Annotated in this window: 14 protein-coding genes; 7 read left to right on the forward strand and 7 right to left on the reverse strand. The window is 66.8% G+C overall.

Annotation, left to right across the window (positions count from 1 at the left end; translation table 11 throughout):
* Window positions 1-14 precede the first annotated feature (14 nt).
* The gene (locus BSF38_RS22980) at window positions 15-1,028 is read right to left on the reverse strand and encodes an alpha/beta hydrolase family protein (protein WP_076349454.1); all 1,014 of its coding nucleotides are present in this window, start codon (window positions 1,026-1,028) and stop codon (window positions 15-17) included.
* A 111-nt stretch (window positions 1,029-1,139) separates the two neighbouring features.
* On the opposite strand from BSF38_RS22980, the gene BSF38_RS22985 reads away from it, so the two are divergent.
* A complete protein-coding gene (locus BSF38_RS22985; RefSeq protein ID WP_076349455.1) occupies window positions 1,140-2,207 on the forward strand; it encodes a glycosyltransferase family 9 protein in 1,068 nt (355 codons plus the stop codon).
* Between the two features lie 88 nt (window positions 2,208-2,295).
* Window positions 2,296-5,175 (forward strand): Hsp70 family protein, encoded by a 2,880-nt coding sequence (locus BSF38_RS22990; protein WP_076349456.1) that lies wholly within the window; start codon window positions 2,296-2,298, stop codon window positions 5,173-5,175.
* Between the two features lie 192 nt (window positions 5,176-5,367).
* On the opposite strand, the gene BSF38_RS22995 is transcribed toward BSF38_RS22990, so the two are convergent.
* Both BSF38_RS22995 and BSF38_RS23000 read right to left on the reverse strand, forming a co-directional pair.
* Window positions 5,368-6,687, reverse strand: a complete 1,320-nt coding sequence (locus BSF38_RS22995; protein WP_083713299.1) for an alpha/beta hydrolase — start codon at window positions 6,685-6,687, stop codon at window positions 5,368-5,370.
* 146 nt (window positions 6,688-6,833) lie between these two features.
* Window positions 6,834-8,441, reverse strand: coding sequence for a thioredoxin-like domain-containing protein (locus tag BSF38_RS23000; RefSeq protein WP_076349457.1), 1,608 nt, complete (start codon window positions 8,439-8,441; stop codon window positions 6,834-6,836).
* A 272-nt stretch (window positions 8,442-8,713) separates the two neighbouring features.
* Here BSF38_RS23000 and BSF38_RS23005 point away from each other — a divergent pair, with 272 nt between their 5' ends.
* Window positions 8,714-9,736, forward strand: coding sequence for a ribose-phosphate diphosphokinase (locus BSF38_RS23005; protein ID WP_083713302.1), 1,023 nt, complete (start codon window positions 8,714-8,716; stop codon window positions 9,734-9,736).
* A 78-nt stretch (window positions 9,737-9,814) separates the two neighbouring features.
* Here the strand turns inward: BSF38_RS23005 and BSF38_RS23010 are convergent, their stop codons facing one another.
* Window positions 9,815-10,126, reverse strand: a complete 312-nt coding sequence (locus BSF38_RS23010; RefSeq protein WP_145952284.1) for a hypothetical protein — start codon at window positions 10,124-10,126, stop codon at window positions 9,815-9,817.
* Between the two features lie 31 nt (window positions 10,127-10,157).
* Window positions 10,158-10,769: a hypothetical protein gene (locus BSF38_RS23015; protein ID WP_145952285.1), complete on the reverse strand. Its 612-nt coding sequence runs from the start codon at window positions 10,767-10,769 to the stop codon at window positions 10,158-10,160.
* Between the two features lie 437 nt (window positions 10,770-11,206).
* Between BSF38_RS23015 and BSF38_RS23020 the strand changes: the two genes are divergently transcribed.
* Window positions 11,207-11,416, forward strand: coding sequence for a hypothetical protein (locus BSF38_RS23020; protein WP_076349460.1), 210 nt, complete (start codon window positions 11,207-11,209; stop codon window positions 11,414-11,416).
* Between the two features lie 137 nt (window positions 11,417-11,553).
* Here the strand turns inward: BSF38_RS23020 and BSF38_RS23025 are convergent, their stop codons facing one another.
* Window positions 11,554-12,201: a hypothetical protein gene (locus BSF38_RS23025; RefSeq protein WP_076349461.1), complete on the reverse strand. Its 648-nt coding sequence runs from the start codon at window positions 12,199-12,201 to the stop codon at window positions 11,554-11,556.
* 244 nt (window positions 12,202-12,445) lie between these two features.
* Between BSF38_RS23025 and BSF38_RS23030 the strand changes: the two genes are divergently transcribed.
* The gene (locus BSF38_RS23030; RefSeq protein WP_420819232.1) at window positions 12,446-12,907 is read left to right on the forward strand and encodes a YaiI/YqxD family protein; all 462 of its coding nucleotides are present in this window, start codon (window positions 12,446-12,448) and stop codon (window positions 12,905-12,907) included.
* Between the two features lie 411 nt (window positions 12,908-13,318).
* Here BSF38_RS23030 and kdsB read toward each other — a convergent pair whose 3' ends face one another.
* Window positions 13,319-14,077: a 3-deoxy-manno-octulosonate cytidylyltransferase gene (gene kdsB, locus BSF38_RS23040; RefSeq protein WP_076349463.1), complete on the reverse strand. Its 759-nt coding sequence runs from the start codon at window positions 14,075-14,077 to the stop codon at window positions 13,319-13,321.
* A 758-nt stretch (window positions 14,078-14,835) separates the two neighbouring features.
* Between kdsB and BSF38_RS31775 the strand changes: the two genes are divergently transcribed.
* Together BSF38_RS31775 and BSF38_RS23055 are read left to right on the forward strand one after the other, a co-directional pair.
* Entirely contained in the window at window positions 14,836-16,620 is a 1,785-nt protein-coding gene (locus BSF38_RS31775) for a S8 family peptidase (RefSeq protein WP_083713304.1), read from the forward strand.
* A gap of 292 nt (window positions 16,621-16,912) precedes the next feature.
* Window positions 16,913-17,644 carry an SDR family oxidoreductase gene (locus BSF38_RS23055; protein WP_076349464.1) on the forward strand — a complete coding sequence of 244 codons (732 nt, stop codon included), beginning with the start codon at window positions 16,913-16,915 and terminating at the stop codon, window positions 17,642-17,644.
* Window positions 17,645-17,652: the final 8 nt, after the last annotated feature.

Consider the following 17,652-nt stretch of genomic DNA (forward strand, 5'->3'; position numbering starts at 1 on the left):
CCGTGATCGCCGATTCAACCTGCGGGAGATGCGCGCGAATCTGCGGGCCGGGGCGGGTCGACGCCGCCTAAAAAATCAACGGTCCGGCGAATGGCCGGCAGCAGGTAGCCGACCGCCGAGTAGTGGCCGCAATCGCACCAGACGATCGGCGGCTTTCCCCCCGCTTCCCAGAGCGCTTTCGCCGAGGCCGGCGGCACGACTTCATCGACGTTGCCGGCGATCATCAGCACGCGCTTACCTGCCATGCCGGCCGCGTATGTGAGCGGATCGTACGGGTCGGTCAGCCTTTTAAGATCGTCGACCGTTCGGCCTGACTCCGTCCACATCTTGCGAAACGGCGCGGTCTCGGGCATGTCCCAGAGGACCTTCGACAGGTCGCCGCCGGCGAGCAACAGCGCGCCGCTGCGGATCTGGGGATCGACCGAGACGACCAGCGACGAGACGATTCCGCCCAGGCTGATCCCCGTCACGCCCAGCCGATCGGGGTCGACGTCGGGGCGCGTCGCCAGCCATCGCGCGGCCCGGCGGACGTCGCAGACCCCTTGCCGCATCGATCGCATCGACCGCTCGATGTCGTCCGATAGGAATTTCCGGGGGACCGGACCGGGGCCTCCGGTGGGCCGACGCTCGCCATAATAGGGGAGCTTGACGAACAGCGCCGCGACCCCCCGGTCGGCCAGACGGGCGGCCATGTAGCGGGAGAGCGGGAAATCGGACCCCAGAATATGAAGGACCACGACCGCCGGCCGCTTGCCGGAAAAGCCGACGGGAGCGAAATACTCGGCGTGAACCACGTTGTTCGCCGCGTCGGGCGTCTCGATCGGCGACGGAAAGGTCAGCCGGGAAACGGTATAGCGCGGCGTCGAGAAGACCGGAGTCCGCTCGTAGGCGAAAATCGCCGGCTCAAGCCGGAAGGGGGCCGGAACCGAACCCTCTTCAGGACCCGGTCGGAAATCGACCTCGCCGCGGTCGACGTCGACGGCCGACACGGCGACGCCGGCCCAGATCACGAGACAGGATAAGAACATCGGCGGTCGGTCCTCGGTTCGGTCAGGAAGGCGATTGCCGGGTTGTGCTCAACGGACGTCCGAGCTACGCTACGTCGCCAAGAAAGCATAGGGAAAGGGAGTTCCCCGGCGATGGGATCATTATCGGAAGACGTAACCCGTCTGGCACCTGAACGCATCTGCATCATCAAGCCTAGCTCGCTGGGCGACGTCGTCCACTCGCTGCCGATCCTCCCGGCGCTCCGGACGCTCTGGCCCACCGCCCACATCAGTTGGGTGGTCAATTCGGCCTTCCGAGGCCTGATCGAAGGCCATCCCGACCTTAACCGAGTGATCGCCTATGACAAGGGCGGTTCGGGCGTCACGAGGCGCGGCGTGCTGGCGATGTCGAAGCTTTGCGGCGAGCTGGTCAAGGACGAGTTCGACCTGACGATCGACCTGCAAGGGCTGTTGCGGTCGGGGATCATGACGGCGGCCACGGGCGCGGCCCTGCGGGTGGGGCTCGACGACGCCCGTGAAGGCGCCGGGTGGTTCTACACGCATCGGGTTTCGGCCTCCCGACTCTCGGTCCACGCCGTCGACCGCGTGATGAGGGTGGCCGAGGCGCTCGGGGCGGCGCCCGCCGAGCCTTCGTTCCATCTGCCGATCCGCGAGTTGGACGAGGAGTGGGCTCGGAAGACCTTGGCGAGTATTCCCGGGCCTCGCCTGATCCTGAACATCGGCGCGCGTTGGCTGACCAAGCGGTGGCCGGTCGAGCATTTCGCCGAGATCGCGCGGCGAGCGGCCGCCGAGTTCGGCGCCGGGCTGATCGCCGTGGGCGGTCGCGAGGATCGCGAGCTGGTCGACGCGCTGCGAGAGAAGCTGGCCGGCGCGCCGATCGTCGACCTCTGCGGGGCGACGAGCCTGCTTCAGCTTGCGGCACTGGCGAAGCAGTCGGACCTGTACCTCTCGAACGACACCGGGCCGATCCATCTTGCGGCGGCGGCCGGAGCCTCGGTGGTGGGGATCTACACCTGCACCGATCCCAAGCTGACCGGCCCGTACGGCCCGCGCGCGGCGGTGGTCAAGAGCTGCGTCTGGTGCGCCCCGAGCTTCGTCAAGAACTGCGACCGCCTCGAATGCTTCACCGAGCTGTCGCCCGACCGCGTCTGGCCGACCGTCCACGCACGGCTGGCCCGCGCCCGGAGTTCGGCGGCCTGAGCCGCGGTGGGAAAGACGAACACGCGGCATTATGATGGGTTAGTGGACGAAAAAGGCACCGTGAGCAGTGGGGCGTCGAGAGCCGCGGATGACACGATCACGCTACATCGTCGGAATCGATCTGGGGACGACCAATTGCGCCGTGGCGTACGTCGACACGAAGGGGCGTGAGCGGCCGGCGGCCGACATCCGGCCGTTCAACGTGCCGCAGCTCGTCGCGCCGGGCGAGACCGCGCCTCGGCCGACGCTCCCCTCGTTCCTGTACCTGGCGGGCGGCCCTGAGCTTCCAGCGGGCGCGGCGCTTCTGCCCTGGAGCGAGGGGAACGACCGGATCGTCGGCGAGTTCGCCCAGCTTCAAGGGGCGAAGGTGCCGAGCCGGCTGGTGTCGAGCGCCAAGAGCTGGCTCTGCCATCCGGGCGTCGATCGCGAGGCCGCCATCCTCCCCTGGGGCGCTCCCACCGGGATCAAGAAGGTCTCGCCGGTCGACGCCTCGGCGGCTTACCTGATCCACATCCGCGATTCGTGGAACCACGCGATGGCCGGCGGCGACGCCGCGCGGAATCTCGAAGCGCAGGAGGTCGTCCTGACCGTCCCCGCCTCGTTCGACGAGGCCGCGCGCGAGCTGACGATCGAGGCCGCCAAACGCGCCGGGCTGGCTTCGGTCACGCTGCTGGAGGAGCCCCAGGCCGCGTTCTATTGCTGGATCGTCACCCACCAGGACCGCTGGCAGCGCGAGGTTCGCGCCGGGGAGTTGATCCTGGTCTGCGACATCGGCGGCGGCACGACCGACTTCAGCCTGATCACCGTGACCGAGACGCCGACCGGCCCGGGCTTTCGGCGGGTCGCCGTCGGCGATCACCTGATGCTCGGCGGCGACAACATCGACCTCGCCCTGGCCCACCACGTAGAGCGGAAACTCGGCGGGCTGCGGCTCGACTCCGAGCAGTGGAGCGCCCTGCGGTTCGCCTGCCGGACGGCCAAGGAGAAGCTCCTGCTTGACCAGCGGCCGCCGATCGAGCGCTGGCCGGTGACGATCGCCGGACGCGGTTCGAAGCTGATCGGCGGCAGCATCCAGTCGGAGCTGACGCGCGACGAGGTCCGCGAGATCGCCATCGCCGGCTTCTTCCCGATGGTCGAGCGCGGCACCGAGCCCGACCGAGGCGCGAAGCTCGGGCTCCAGGAGTTCGGCCTGCCGTTCGTCGCCGATCCGGCCGTCCCCAAGCACCTCTCGGCGTTCCTCCGCCGCCACCGGGCCGAGGCGATCGGGCAGGGGGGGCAGCAGCCCGACGACCGCCCCGCGCGGCCCGACGCGATCCTGTTCAACGGTGGCGCGCTCACACCCGACAGCCTTCGAGAGCGGATCGTGCGAGTCGTCGGCTCGTGGTTCGCCGACGATCCCGGCCCGCCTTACGCCCCGCGCGTGCTGACGAACGTCTCGCTCGACCTCGCCGTGGCCCAGGGAGCGGCGTATTACGGGGTCGTCCGTCGCGGCGGCGGCATCCGGATCGGCGGCGGCACCGCGCGGTCGTTCTACGTCGGGCTTGAAACCGGCGACCCGACCAAGCCGTGGCTCTGCGTCGTCCCCCGCGACGTCGAGGAAGGGGACGAGGTCGACGTCGCCGGGCGCGACTTCGATCTGTTGATGGGACAGCCGGTCGTCTTCCCGCTGGCCAGCAGCTCGGTCCGGCCCGACGATCGGCCGGGCGATCTAGTGGCCGCCGACCCCGACTCGATCCGCGAGCTGCCGCCGCTGCAAAGCCTGATGCGCGTCGGCCGCAAGGCCAAGGCCGAGCGCGTGGCCGTCCGCCTCGCCGCGCGGGTGACCGAGATCGGCACCATCGAGCTCTGGTGCCAGTCGCGGACCGACGACCGCCGCTGGCGGCTCCAGATCCAGCTTCGCGGGCCGTCCGGCCAGACGACCCCGCAAACGTCCGTCTCCGTGGCGGGCGTCGAGACCGACCGGATCATCATCGAGCAGACCGAGCTGGATGCGGCGATCGCGGCGATCCAGACCGCCTTCCAGTCGTCGGCCGGCGCCGCCAGCTCGGAAACCGGCCCGTCGCGGCTCGTCAAGCGGCTCGAAGAGATCCTCGACGTCCAGCGCGACGGCTGGCCGCCGTCGGCCCTGCGCGCGTTCTGGGAGCCGCTCCGCGACCTGGCCGACCAGCGGACCAAGAGCCCGCAGCACGAATCGCGATGGTACAACATCGTCGGCTACGCGCTCCGGCCGGGCCGAGGCTTCCCGCTTGACGAGATCCGCATCAAGGCCCTCTGGCCGGTCTTCCATCAAGGGGTCCGGCACGGCAAGGACGTCCAGTGCTGGGCCGAGTGGTGGATTCTCTGGCGGCGCGTCGCGGCCGGTCTGAATCGCCAGCATCACGACGAGATCCATCGTCGGCTCGCCCCATTCCTGCTCCCCGCGAAGGGCGTCAGCGCCTCGAAGAAGGCCGGCCGGCCCAAGCCCGAGGCGCACGAGACGGCCGAGATGTGGCGGTGCGCGTCGAGCCTCGAACGGCTCGCGCCCGAGGTCAAGGAGCAACTCGGAAGCGTCCTGGTGAAGGAGCTGGCCCGGCCGGCGCCGGCCGGCTACGTGCTCTGGTGCCTGGGAAGGCTGGGGGCGCGGGTGCCGCTGTACGGCCTGGCGAATACGGTCGTGGGCCGCGAGAAGGCCGAGCGCTGGGCCGAAGCTTTGCTCGCCCGCGAGTTCGCCGCCGGTCGCGAGACCGCCGACGCGATCTTCGCCCTCAGCCAGATCGCCCGCTACTCCGGCGACCGCGCCCGCGACCTGGCCGACCCGATCCGCGACCGCGTGCTCGACCGCCTGTCGACCCTCGGCGCCGACGACGACGTCTTGAAGCCCGTCCGCGAGTACCACGAACTCGAAGCCGCCCAGGAAGGCCAGGCGCTCGGCGACGCCCTGCCGATCGGCCTCCGCCTGCGGACGGAGACCACGGCTGAGGAATCGTGAGGTTCGGACAGCCATCAAGATAGGCTGTTGCGAGCATGCCTTCTCCCCTTGCGGGAGAAGGTGGCCGAAGGCCGGATGAGGGGTGGTCGTAATAGGATGGGGGCATCGAACGCCTTGGCGATCGAATACCCCTCATCCGCCGCTGCGCGGCACCTTCTCCCGCAAGGGGAGAAGGGAATTCGTCTTCGGCCCTCAGCGGATCGATCGGACCCAGCCCGACACGTCGCGGATCACGCGCTCGTCGACGATCCCCGGCTTGCCGTACTCGGCGGGGGTCGCCTTGCCTTCGCCTTTCTGGAAGCAGTGGTTGAGATCGGGATAGAGGTGGAAGGCCGTGTTGGCCCGCCCCTTGAGCGCCTGGCGGAACGCATCGAAGTCGACCTCGGTAACCTGATAGTCGCGGCCCCCCTGGAGGACCAGCACCGGCAACTTGGCGAGGCTGCCGGCGAGCTTGGCCGACTGGACGGCGGCCATCGACTTCCAGTAATACACCGACGCGCCCAGGATCTTCTCGTCGTCGCGGGCCTTGCCCGCCTTCATCCGGGCCAGCGCTTCGTCGATCGTCTTGTCCTTGGCGAGCTCGACGGCCTGGTCGGGGTCGACCTTTTTGATATGGTCGAGCTGATCGCGGATCAACTCGTGCGGGGGACGGTTCGAGGCCGCCATGAGGATGACGCCGGCCAGCTTGCCGTCTTTCTGAGCGATCAGCGGGGCCAGCGTGCCTCCCAGACTGTGTCCCAGGACGAAGACGCGGTCGGGGTCGATCCCCGACATCCGCCGGGCCTGGGCGATCGTCGCAAGGACGTCGTCGACGACCTCTTCCTTGATCGTGATCTTGGCCACGACGGCCGGGTCTGCCACATACCGCGCGACATGCGCCTTGGTCCGTTTGTCGTACCGCAGCACGGCGACGCCCCGGCTCGACAGGCCGTGGGCCAGGTCGCGAAACGGCGTGTTGGGGCCGATGGTCTCGTCGCGGTCCTGCGGGCCCGAGCCGTGGACCAGGATCACGAGCGGCGACTTGGCCGTTCCCTTCGGCCGGGTCAGAACGCCGGGCAACGGCCAACCCTCGGCTCCGACCGTCACCTTTTCCTCGGTGAATTTGCTCCGGTCGACGTACGGCGGATCGGCCCGCTTGGTGGCTCCCTCGGCCGTCTTCGAGTCCTCGGCGGGGACCAGGAAGAAGCCTTCGATCTTCCCTTCGGCGTTGAAGCTGACCAGGGCGTCGAGGGCCGTGGATTTGAACTCGCAACGGATCTTCGCCCGCCGCGACTTGCCGACCTTGTCCTCGCGCGGCTCGCCCGTCTTCGTGATCGGGCCGAGCTGCTTGATCAGGCCTTCCCAGGTCTGCGACAGCTTGGCCGGCGGCAGCACCTCCTTCATCTTGGCGTCGAAATTCGCACTCGCCTCCTCGAATCTGGACGCCTGGCATTTCTCAAGAAACGTCCGCGCGTCGTCCTTCACGTCCCCCGCGACCACCATCATCAGCACGATCGGCAGCACTTGAAGCATGGCGATTCCCACCTTTCGTCCGAGCTTCGCATTTAGACGGATTTCTAATTATCGTCCAGACGGAGGAAATCGCAAGCGGGATGAAGCCCGGACCGGCCCTATTGGAGCTGGCCACAGTGAGGTCGGTCCGGAATCGAGCGAGCGGGTCAGGGGAGGGGGACCGGGGGCTTGAGGGCCGGGATTTCGAGGGTCCGGGCGGTTTTGGTCTTCAGGTTGACGACCTTGATCTTGTGGTTGTTGGTGTCGGCGACGTAGAGGTTGTCGCCGACGACGCTGAGTCCGCCGGGCTGGTAGAACGTCGGGGGGACGTCGGTGTCGCCGGACTCGTTGGTGCCGACGAAGGTGGCGACGGTGGCGGTGGCGGGGTCGCAGGCCTTGACCTTGTTGTTGTAGGTGTCGGCGATGAACAGCTTGCCGTCGCCGTAGGCGAGGCCGAGGCAGTGCTGGAGCCGGACCTGCTCGGGCCCCTTGCCGTCGCGGTCGCCGTAATCGAAGAGGCCCTTGCCGACGATCCGGCCGACCTTGGGTTCGGGGCCGCTCAGGCCGGTGATGATCCGAACGCCGGAGACTTCGGAGTCGGCGACGAACAAGTGTTTCCCGTCGGTGGCCAGGCCGCTGGGCTGGGCGAAATTCGAGTCTCTGAGGTCGCCGTCGAGGATGTTCTCGCGCCCGGAGCCGGCCCACGAGCGGACCGTGCCGTCGGCCGGGTCGAATTTCCAGATCTGGTGCGGGCCGGCCATGGCGATGTAGATGGTCCGCGAGCCGGGGATCTGGATCACGTCCCAGGGGCTCGAAATCTGCGACGTCTTGCCCGGCCCGACGAAGACGTGTCGGGGATCGTGCTGGGCTTGCTGGCCGTCGCCGACGACGGTGGTCACTTCCTTCTTTTTGAGGTCGATCGCGCGGATCGCGTGGTTCTCGGTGTCGGCGACGTAGAGGACGTCGCCTTCAAGGCACATGCCCTGCTGGCGGTTGAACCGGGCCTTGGCGTACGAGCCGTCGACCAGTCCGTGGCCGCCGTCGCCGATGACCACCGGGTCGCCGCCGTTCAGGTCGGTCTGGACGATCCGGTTGTGGCCGGTGTCGGAGATGAACAGGCGGTTGCTCCCGGCGTCGGCCAGGACCTTGCCCGGGAAGAGCAGGGCCTTGTCGGCGTACTGGCTTTCCTCGGTGGCGAACTCGATTGGCTTCTCGTTGAGCTTGCCGGCCTTGCGGAACTTGGCGGCCAGCTCGCCGATGACCCTGTCGAAGAGCTCGTAATTGCCTTCGCCGCTGCGCGAGCCGACGACGTTGCCGTCGGGATCGATCAAGGTGAGCGTCGGCCAGCCGCTGGCGCCGAACCGCTCCCAGATCCTCATCTCGGCGTCGTTGGCGACCGGATGCTTGATCCGGTACTCGGCGACCTTTTTTCGGATGTTCTCGGTGTCGCGCTCGGCGTCGAACTTGCCGGAATGCACGCCGATGACGACCAGCTCCTTGCCGTACTTCTTCTCAAGCTTTTCGAGGTCGGGGAGGATGTGGTGGCAGTTAATGCAGCAGTAGGTCCAGAAGTCGAGGAGGACGATCTTCCCCTTCAGCGACTCCAGCTCGATCGGCCCCGAGTTGATCCAGCCGACCGCGCCGTCCAGGCTGGGCTTCGGCTCGGCGGGCTCCTGGAGCGAGCCGCCGTAAATGGACGTCGACCCGGCGAGCAAGGCGACGGCCAGGGTCAACCAGCCCCAAAGGCCGACATTCTCGAACCGACGTCCCTGCATGGCTTCTGCTCCTCGTCGAGGGATGCGCGTAGGTAGGTGGGATGGAGTCATTTCGACTTCGGACTCATTGTAAACGACTGGCCGCCGTTCGACAGGACTTTCCGGTCTCGGTCCGATCGAGCTGTGGGACCGTAGGATCAACGACGGGCGTTCCAACGCTCGGCTTTCGCGGTTGGCCGGTCGCCCCTCGCGATGTTAAGATGAAGTGTGGGCGGTGGAGGATCGACGAGGCATGTCGGGGTCGCGACGTTTACGGCGCGCCCCTTTCGGCCATGCCAAACCCGTGCAACAGGGCGATCATTGTGAGCCAGGACAAGTCTCTGATCTGCACGTCGTCGAACCGGGTCGATCCCTACGGGGAGCTGAAAGTCTTCGCCGGGAGCGCCAGCGGAGTGCTGGGGAAGTCGATCTGCGAGCACCTCGGGGTTGATCTGGCGAAGTCGGAGACGAAGACGTTCAGCGAAGGCAACGTATTCGTCCGGGTGCTCGAAAACGTCCGCGGCCGCGACGTGTACGTGATCCAGGGGACCGAGTATCCGGTCAACGACAACTTCATGGAGTTGTTGTTCTGGATCGACGCCTTCAAGCGCGCCAGCGCCACGCAGGTCACGGCCGTGATCCCGTTCTTCTCCTACGCCAAGGGGGACAAGAAGGACGAGCCCCGGGTGTCGATCCGGGCGCGCGTCTGCGCCGATTGCATCGAGGCGGCCGGCGCCGACCGGGTCTTGACGCTCGACCTGCACAGCCCGCAGATCCAGGGGTTCTTCAAGATCCCCGTCGACCATCTGTACGCGATGCCGGTCCTCGTCGACTACTTCCGGCGCAAGGAGATCCCCGACCTGGTCGTCGGCTCGCCCGACGTCGGCTTCGGCAAGCAGGCGTACAAGTTCGCCGAGATGATCCACGCGCCGGTCGTCTTCGGCAACAAGGTTCGACGCGGCCACGACGAGAAGGCCGAGATGCTCGACATCGTGGGCGACGTCAAGGACAAGAACGTCCTGATCGTCGACGACTTCACGATCACCGGCGGCACCCTGATCGAGATGGCCCAGGCCTGCAAGGAGCGCGGGGCGCGCGACGTCTACGCCTGCGTCTCGCACGGCGTCTTCTCCAAGGGCTCGGCCGAGAAGCTTGCCCGCTCGCCTATCAAGGAGCTGGTCCTGACCGACACGATCGGCTACCGGTTCGAGCCGCTCCCCCCGTGCTGCAAGGTCGTGAGCATCGCCAACCTCTTCGCCGACGCCATCATGTCGATCCACCGCCGAGAGAGCGTCAGCCGCCTGTTCAACTACTGAGCCGGCGTCTGCGTGCGAACGAAGCAAGTCGGACGGGCCTGACTTCGTTCGCTCGGGCTCGCCTGGCGTGCACGGTCATCAGGGAGGCGAGGGCGCTGTAAGCGCCGGGTTGGGCGGGTCCGGCTCGACCCACGAGAACGGGCGCGAGGCGGCGTCCTGGTATTTCTCGATGAGCCCGGCGTAGTAGGCCGCGACCGCCTGCCACGCCTTGGCCGCTTCGGGATCATTCGCCTCGAGGAATTGGAGGGCGTGATCGCGGGCCGCCGCCTCGTTCAGCAGGGCGGACTGCTGGCGGGCGATCATCGTATGCTGCCTCCGGTCCTCCATCGCGAGGCAGCTTGCAATCAGGGCGACGACGGCGACGACCGCCATCCACCGTCTTGTCGTCATCCGGCCGCGTCGCATGGCTCACCCGTCGCCGTCAACGGCCCTCGTCCTTCGAAGAACCTAATTCCAGCTTGGCCCGATACTCCTCGCTTTGTCTCCGGAGTTCGGCGCGATGGGCTGCTCCTTCGCGCAAAAGCACCGCGTCCTCAGCGTACATTTTCGATCGCTCGGCCCAGGTCACCGATTCCCACGACTCGCCGCGGGCGTCTTTGGCGAGGCTTTCCGCGGCCAGCGCCTCAAGGCGGGCTGCTTCCTCGAGCGGCTCAACCTCTCCATTCCGAAACACTCTCTTGATGAGGGCTTCGGTCTGATCCCATTTAAAGGTCAGTGCTGCCCTGATGCGTTCGCGCTCGCTCTGAGACTGGGCGAGGAGGGGATAGATCGGGGCGATCAGTGCGATTACTAGCATCAACTCCCATAGCTTGCCCGGCTTTCGCTGCGCGAAGATTCCCCAAGGGGAGTCCGGATTTCGGAGTGGCCGACGAGAGGCGAGGATCTGGAAGATGGGCAAGACGACGGCCATGTAGCACATCGCCAATGTCATGTAAGTGGTCGCGGGGAGATAGATGCTCCCTCTCTCCCATTCCCAGAACCAGAGGATGATGTGACCGACAGCCGTGCATAGGAATGCCGCCAGGTAGACCATCGTCAAGACGCGGAGTTGGACAGGTGTGGGTCGCATTCCAGTTCTCCTTATATCTCCTCCATCCTACCGTGCGTCCATGGTGGTTGGTAGCCGACGGCCCCGGGTCGTCCTGGGAATGGGAGCCGGCCCTGCTCACCTCGCCGAGTCCCCCACGACCTGGCCGAACGGGTGCGTCACGGCGGCCTCAGGTGGCTGTGGCGGGATGCCATGGTGTGGACGCCCCGGCCCCCGCGTCTGTGGCATTTCGTCACAGCCACCCGCCGCCGCGAGAGCGTCAGCCGCCTGTTCAACGACTGACACCGAGCCAGGCGGCCCGAGGCGGACGGCGATTGGTTTCGACCGACCTCGGCACGTTTATTGCGATCTCTTAATCTCGGCCGAGTGATGGTGGTCGCACCATGCTGACGGCCGGGAGATCACAATTCAGGAGATCGACGATGGCTGATAAAGCAAAGCATCCCGCCTCGGAGCATCACCATCAGGCGGCGGCCCACCATCACGCCGCGGCGCATCACCATCACGCCGCGGCGCACCATCACGACATCGGCGAGCACGCGGAGGCCAAGCAACACGCGACCGCCGCCCACGAGCACAGCGAGAAGGCCCACGCCCACACGAAGACGGCCCACGAGCAATCCCATAAATGACCGTCGGAACCGCCGCGCCGTCGCCGGTCGCCGCCAGGCGGACCGGCGAGGCAATCGGTCCAAATCATTCTCCTCACGAAGCGAGGCGGTCGCGGTTCCGTGTGAGGAACGCGCGGATTGTCCTTGCGGCTGGTAAGTCACGCCCCTGCGGCGGGGGGGGGAAGCTGGATGGCGTCGGGCCCGGGCAGGTCGGCTTGGGTCAGGCCCGAGACGACCAGGAGTCGTTTTTGGCCGTCCGGCAGCACTTCGATCGTGGCGTTGAGGATGGGGCGCTTCTCGTTCTCGAAATACGCGTGCTTGCGCCCAATCATGAAGCGGACGAAATCGATGGCCGCCTCGACCTCGTCCTCGTCCGCCGGCACGCCTTCATACCGGCCTTCGAGTAATAAGCTCCGAACCTCCGCCTCGTCCACCGCATCGGAACTCAGAGCGAGGTTCCAGGCCAGGCTCGCCACGAGCAACATACTCGACAGGGCCCTCTCGCTCTGCTCTTCATCCCAGACAGGCCGGACGAATTCCTTCAAGACGACCGACATCTTCAATCGCCCGAACTCGTTGAGGTCCTCCGAGTCGAAGTCGAAGGGCTCATCGGGGGCAAGCACTCCGCGTTCGTAGAAGACGCGCAGGTAGTCGAGTTCGGTCGGTTCGTATAATTCATCGAACTCGCCGATGTAGCTCGGCCCCCAGTCCTTCGTCTCCGAGTGCAGGATCGGTGGGGCGCGACGCGCCTGGTTCTTCTCGGAGAACAACCGCTTCGGCTTTTGCGCTTTCTTGTGTGATGACATGATCGATCCCCTCTCCGCGCGGGCGCGATTTAAGATCGTTGCGACGGGGCGGAAGGAGTCAGGTTCGTTTTTGCGATTTCTCGTGTGACGACACGACCCACCTCCTCGCCACGCGGACGCTTGGGGACTTTCCCCTCGATTTTCCCGCCGGAACGCCGACGCGTTATTTTCTTGGTCTCGCGAAGTGGCCCGGCGGGGCGGTTGCGGGTACGCTTGATGACAGCGATCCCACGGCTTATGAGGAATGTTCATGCCCCTGTACGTCGACGCCGACGCCTGTCCGGTGAAAGAGGAGATCTACCGGGTGGGCCGGCGCTATGAGCTGAAGGTGTTCGTGGTGGCAAACTCGGTCATCCGGGTCCCTGCCGAGCCGCTGATAGAGATGGTGGTCGTGAGCGGCGGGTTCGACGTCGCCGACGACTGGATCGCCGAGCGGGCCGTGAAAGGGGACGTCGTCGTCACGTCCGACATCCCGCTCGCGGGGCGCTGCATCGAGACCGGCGCGCGGGTGCTCGGCGCCAAGGGGTTCGAGTTCACCGAGGACGCGATCGGCGACGCCCTGGCGACCCGCGCCCTGCACGACATGCTCCGGCAAGGCGGGACCTTCGGCGGCGGCCCGGCTCCATTTGCGAAGACCGACCGCTCGCGATTCCTGTCGAAGCTCGACGAACTCGTCCACGCGGCTCGTCGCGATTTGCGGACCTGAGTCGATTGCGCCGATCGGATCGATTTCCCGTCATTCCAGATCCTGATCGGCGTTCCACTCGACGGACACCGTCCTGTCGGAGATCCTCCAGAACGGATCGCCGCAGACGGCTCGCCCCCTCCGCTTGCGCCCGGTTGAGTCGACGACGCAAATCTCGAAGACCCTCATCCGATCCGGGAGGAACCAGGGCGGCTTCCATTTCGTCGGTCGAATGTCAATCAACTCGATGTGTTCGGATTTAGCCCATTCGCTCAGGGCTTGGAGAGCCTTGCGAGTTAGCCATCGCAAGTGCGCTACGCACAATCTCAAAAACACCACGAAGACGAGGACAATGAAAATCGCATCCAAGTGATGGATCCAGAGTCGGCAATGACCTATCCATAATCGTCGTCCAACGGAGTATTAGAACGCTCAGCCCGGATGCGCCCGTCGCCAGCGTTCGACGAAGCGTCGGTAGTCTTCAGGGGTGTCGACGCCGATGCTCGACTCCTCGACGACGCCGATCGCGATCGGGTATCCGGCTTCGAGCACGCGGAGCTGTTCGAGCTTCTCGGCCGCTTCGAGAGGCGAGCGGGGCAGGCCGCTGATCTTGAACAGGAAGTCGCGGCGGTAGGCGTAAAGGCCGAGGTGGAGGAACGCGGCCGGCGGCTCGGCCGTCGGGAAGTCGGGGAGGCCGTCGCGGTGGCAGGGGATCGGGCTCCGCGAAAAATAGAGGGCCCGGCCGCGCGTCGAGACCACGACCTTGACGCACGAGGGGTCGTGATAGATCGCCCCGTCGCGGATCGGGGTCGCCAGCGTGGCCATCGGGGCCTCGGGGTCGTTTTCCAGGAGCTTGATCAAATGATCGATCGTCGATCCTTCGATCTCGGGCTCATCCCCCTGGATGTTGACGATGATCGCGGCTTCGGGGAGGAGGGAAGCCGCCTCGGCGACGCGGTCGGAGCCGGTCGCATGGTCGGCGCGGGTCATGACGAATTCGCCGCCGAAGGCCGCGACCGCGTCGGCGATCCGTCGATCGTCGGTGGCGACTACGACGCGTCCCAACGATTTCGCGCGTCGTGCGGCTTCCACCACGTGCTGAATCAGTGGCCGCCCGGTGTCGGATAAAAGGGGTTTGCCGGGGAGTCGGGTCGAAGCGAACCGCGCCGGAATCACCGCGACATTTTCCATTTTTCCTTCGGACCTCGGCTTGGATCGAATCCGATACAAGGGGCACCGGAGGAGACCTGTTCTCAACCGGCGCCGACCTGATTCGCCCTCACTCTAGTGCGTCCCATGATGGGGCACAATACGGAATGGGAAGCGGTCGGGGAGGGATGGCCGTCGTCGTGATCGAGCCCAAGGCTGGGCCGAGGCGTCGTCGGTCGAGCCGGTGCGAGTGGAACCGCGCCGGTGGAGGAAGGCCGCATGTCGGCCCTCCTCCGATCGAGTCGGGCACGATGGAAACCGCCCGGCTCACCTCAAGGAGTTTGTAGCCGAGTCGCCGGTCCCAGGCGAAGGGTCGAGGGTGTCCCCAGCCCCTTGAGTCCCAACCTGGTCCGCCGTCGATTCTCCGCGCTCGGGCTGAAGGGCCCAAGGCGAAGGAGGAGATCCACGCGGTCGTCGAAGTCACCGGACCTCGCGTCGCGCTCCTCGTCCGCCCCGAGAGCCCTTCTCGCGCCTCACAACCTTGTCACGCGCTCCGTGGAACTTCGTCCGAGTTTGACTCGGGCGGACTCTCCGGGTTTCGAGTCTCCGCCGGACAGCAACGGCAGGGGAGTCGACGCCCGCCATGGAAGGGGAGCGTTCACAACCGAATCGCGGGGCGGCCTGAGCCAATGGTTTGGCGGCCGTCTGGGGAGATTCGCTCTATGGCTTGGACCCTGAATGGCAACCGTCCTCGAGACCCAAAGCGCAGGCGGCAACATGTCGGGCTCGAAGAGCTTGATGTGCGGCAACTGCTCTCGGCCGGGCTCGGGACGAGCCTTCCGAATCCTGGCGCAGCTAAGCATTTTGAAGCTGCCCATCACACACGGATCGTCGCGGCCCACGCCACCACTCCGACCAAGGTCAACGCCAACGTCCAGTTGAAGGCGGCCAGGCTAAACGCCCAAGCGGCCCGGACCGGCGCGGCGAATGCGAATGCGTTCGCGACGCGTGCCGCCGCTTTCCAGCGGGCGACGCTGTCGCGGACCACCGAGACGCCGGCCGGAACGGTCGCCACCGGCACGCCGACGGTCTTTGATCCGATCATCGGCGCGGCCCAGACGCGACAGAACTACAACATCGACGGCAGCGGCCTGACCGTGGCGGTGATCGACACCGGCGTGGACTACAACAACAAGGCCTTGGGCGGCGGCTTCGGCGCCAACTCCCGGGTGATCGCCGGTTACGACTTCGCCAAAGGCTCCGGCGACCCTCTGGCGACCACGTCGCAGCACGGCACCTCCGTGGCCGGCCTGATCGCGGGCTCCGATCCCAGCCACCTGGGCGTCGCGCCCGGGGTCGACGTCGTCGCGCTCAAGGTCACCGGCGACAACAACGCGGCCGACCTCACCAGCATCGCCAGTGCCTTGCAGTGGGTCGTCGATCATCACAGCGAGTACAACATCTCGGTCGTGAACATGTCGCTGTCCAACGGCGGCAACTACGCCCGCAACTGGTTCGCCCAGGACGCGGGGGTCGGTCAGCAGATCACCGGGCTCGTCCAGCAGCTCAAAACCATGAACATCGCCGTGGTCTCGGCCACCGGCAACAGCTTCACGGGTCAACAGGGCGAGGGCTTCACGGCGGTCGTCGACGGCGTGATCAGCGTCACTGCCACCGACTCGAACGACAAGCTGCTCTCGAACGCCCAGCGGCTGGGCACGGCGCTCGGCGGGGCGACGGCCACCGACATCGCCGCTCCCGGCGCGGGGATCGTCGCGCCCTCGGGCGACAACGGCTACTCGACCGTCGACGGCACGAGCTTCGCCGCTCCGCTGGTCTCGGGCTCGGTCGTGCTGCTCCAGCAGCTCTACATGTCGCGGTATCACACGCTGCCGACCGTCGATCAGATCACCGGCTGGCTCAAGCAGGGTGCCACCCCGATCTACGACGCCACGACGGGCATCAGCCTTGGCCGTCTTGATCTCGCCAAGTCGGCCTCGCTCGTCCCCGGAGCTTCCACGACGCCGCCCGTGGTCGTCACGCCTCCCGTTGTCACGCCGCCCGTGGTTGTCACGCCGCCTGTGGTCGTGACGCCGCCCGTTGTCACGCCGCCCGTTGTCACGCCGCCTGTTGTCACGCCGCCTGTGGTCGTGACGCCGCCTGTGGTCGTGACGCCGCCCGTTGTCACGCCGCCTGTGGTCGTGACGCCGCCTGTGGTCGTGACGCCGCCGACGACCCCCGTGGAAACGCCGCCGACGACCCCCGTGGTGACGCCGCCGACGACCCCCGTGGTGACGCCGCCGACGACTCCGGTCGTCCCGCCGAGCATCCCGGTCTCGTACGTTCCGGAGACCCAGAACCCCCCTACGGCGCCCACATCGCCCGCGCAGCAGACGCTCGACGTCGTGCTGTATCTCAACGGCAAGCCGCTCAGCTCCAACGACGCCGTGCAAGCCGCTTCAAGCTCGAAGCTCGGCCAGTCGGGACTTGGGCAGCTCGTCCAGGCGATGAATAAGTGGGCGAATTCGTCGGACGGAACGAAGGCGGTCAGCCGCGTGCGAGCCTGGAACGCCTCGAAGAGCTGAGCGCGGGCGGGGCGTCGCCTTGGGCGACTGCTCCGGGTTACAATCCAGATCCGTCTCAAGGCCCCGCGCCGGCAATCGAGCGCGGGGCCTTTTCGTTTTTAGCGAGGTTTACCGTTTGGGTTGCACAAACCTGGTGTGCGCAGGAAGCCCGTATCTCTGTAGGGGCGTCCCTTGTGGGCGCCCGATCGGCGTCGGCAACCGCGGCGGCCTTGGCGACTCGGGCGCCCACAAGGGACGCCCCTACGAGTGCAACCCAAACGCAAACCGCTCTAGCAGGTCGAGGTAAAGAGCCATGAGTCAGAAGCTGGAAACCGCGGTGGTCACCGGAGCGGGCAGCGGCATCGGCCGCGGGATCGCGCAGGCGTTGTCGGCGATGGGTCTGCGGGTGGCCCTCGTCGGCCGCGACCCCAAGAAGCTCGAAGCGACGCAAGCGCTGCTGGCCAACGGCGACCGCGCGATCCTCGCCCCGTGCGACGTCGCCGATCGCGCGGGGGTCAAGCGGATGGTGGAGACGGTCGTTTCCGCGTTCTCCTCGATCGACGTGCTGATCAGCAACGCCGGCACGAACGTCCGCCACCGGGGTCTCGACGTGCTGTCGCCCGAGGATTGGGATCGCATGATCGCGACCAACCTGACGGGCTCGTTCAACCTGCTCCACGAGGTCTTGCCGGGGATGCGGGAGCGAAAGAACGGCCTGGTGATCCAGGTTTGCTCGATCTCGGGCGTGCGCGCGAGCACTCTGGGCGGGGCGGGTTACTCGGCGTCGAAGTTCGGCCAGTCGGCGCTCGGGCTCTGCCTGGGGCGCGAGGAGCGCGAGCGGGGGATTCGCTCGACGGTGATCTACCCGGGCGAGGTGAACACGCCGATCCTCGACGCCCGCCCGGTCCCCGTCGGCCAGGAGCGTCGCGCGGCGATCCTTCAGCCGGAAGACGTCGCGGCGGCCGTGAAGTTCCTGGTCGAGCTGCACCCCCGCGCCCGGGTGCCGGAACTCGTCATCACGCCGACCGTCGACGATTTCTTCTGAGGACGACG

This window comes from Paludisphaera borealis (genome assembly GCF_001956985.1).
In the GTDB taxonomy this organism is placed as follows: Bacteria; Planctomycetota; Planctomycetia; order Isosphaerales; family Isosphaeraceae; genus Paludisphaera; species Paludisphaera borealis.

Bases quoted from the DNA above. Each gene is read 5' to 3' on its own strand.
- BSF38_RS22980 (WP_076349454.1), bottom strand. From the start codon at position 1,028: ATGTTCTTATCCTGTCTCGTGATCTGGGCCGGCGTCGCCGTGTCGGCC.
- BSF38_RS22985 (WP_076349455.1), top strand. From the start codon at position 1,140: ATGGGATCATTATCGGAAGACGTAACCCGTCTGGCACCTGAACGCATC.
- BSF38_RS22990 (WP_076349456.1), top strand. From the start codon at position 2,296: ATGACACGATCACGCTACATCGTCGGAATCGATCTGGGGACGACCAAT.
- BSF38_RS22995 (WP_083713299.1), bottom strand. From the start codon at position 6,687: ATGCTTCAAGTGCTGCCGATCGTGCTGATGATGGTGGTCGCGGGGGAC.
- BSF38_RS23000 (WP_076349457.1), bottom strand. From the start codon at position 8,441: ATGCAGGGACGTCGGTTCGAGAATGTCGGCCTTTGGGGCTGGTTGACC.
- BSF38_RS23005 (WP_083713302.1), top strand. From the start codon at position 8,714: ATGCCAAACCCGTGCAACAGGGCGATCATTGTGAGCCAGGACAAGTCT.
- BSF38_RS23010 (WP_145952284.1), bottom strand. From the start codon at position 10,126: ATGACGACAAGACGGTGGATGGCGGTCGTCGCCGTCGTCGCCCTGATT.
- BSF38_RS23015 (WP_145952285.1), bottom strand. From the start codon at position 10,769: ATGGTCTACCTGGCGGCATTCCTATGCACGGCTGTCGGTCACATCATC.
- BSF38_RS23020 (WP_076349460.1), top strand. From the start codon at position 11,207: ATGGCTGATAAAGCAAAGCATCCCGCCTCGGAGCATCACCATCAGGCG.
- BSF38_RS23025 (WP_076349461.1), bottom strand. From the start codon at position 12,201: ATGTCATCACACAAGAAAGCGCAAAAGCCGAAGCGGTTGTTCTCCGAG.
- BSF38_RS23030 (WP_420819232.1), top strand. From the start codon at position 12,446: ATGTTCATGCCCCTGTACGTCGACGCCGACGCCTGTCCGGTGAAAGAG.
- kdsB (WP_076349463.1), bottom strand. From the start codon at position 14,077: ATGGAAAATGTCGCGGTGATTCCGGCGCGGTTCGCTTCGACCCGACTC.
- BSF38_RS23055 (WP_076349464.1), top strand. From the start codon at position 16,913: ATGAGTCAGAAGCTGGAAACCGCGGTGGTCACCGGAGCGGGCAGCGGC.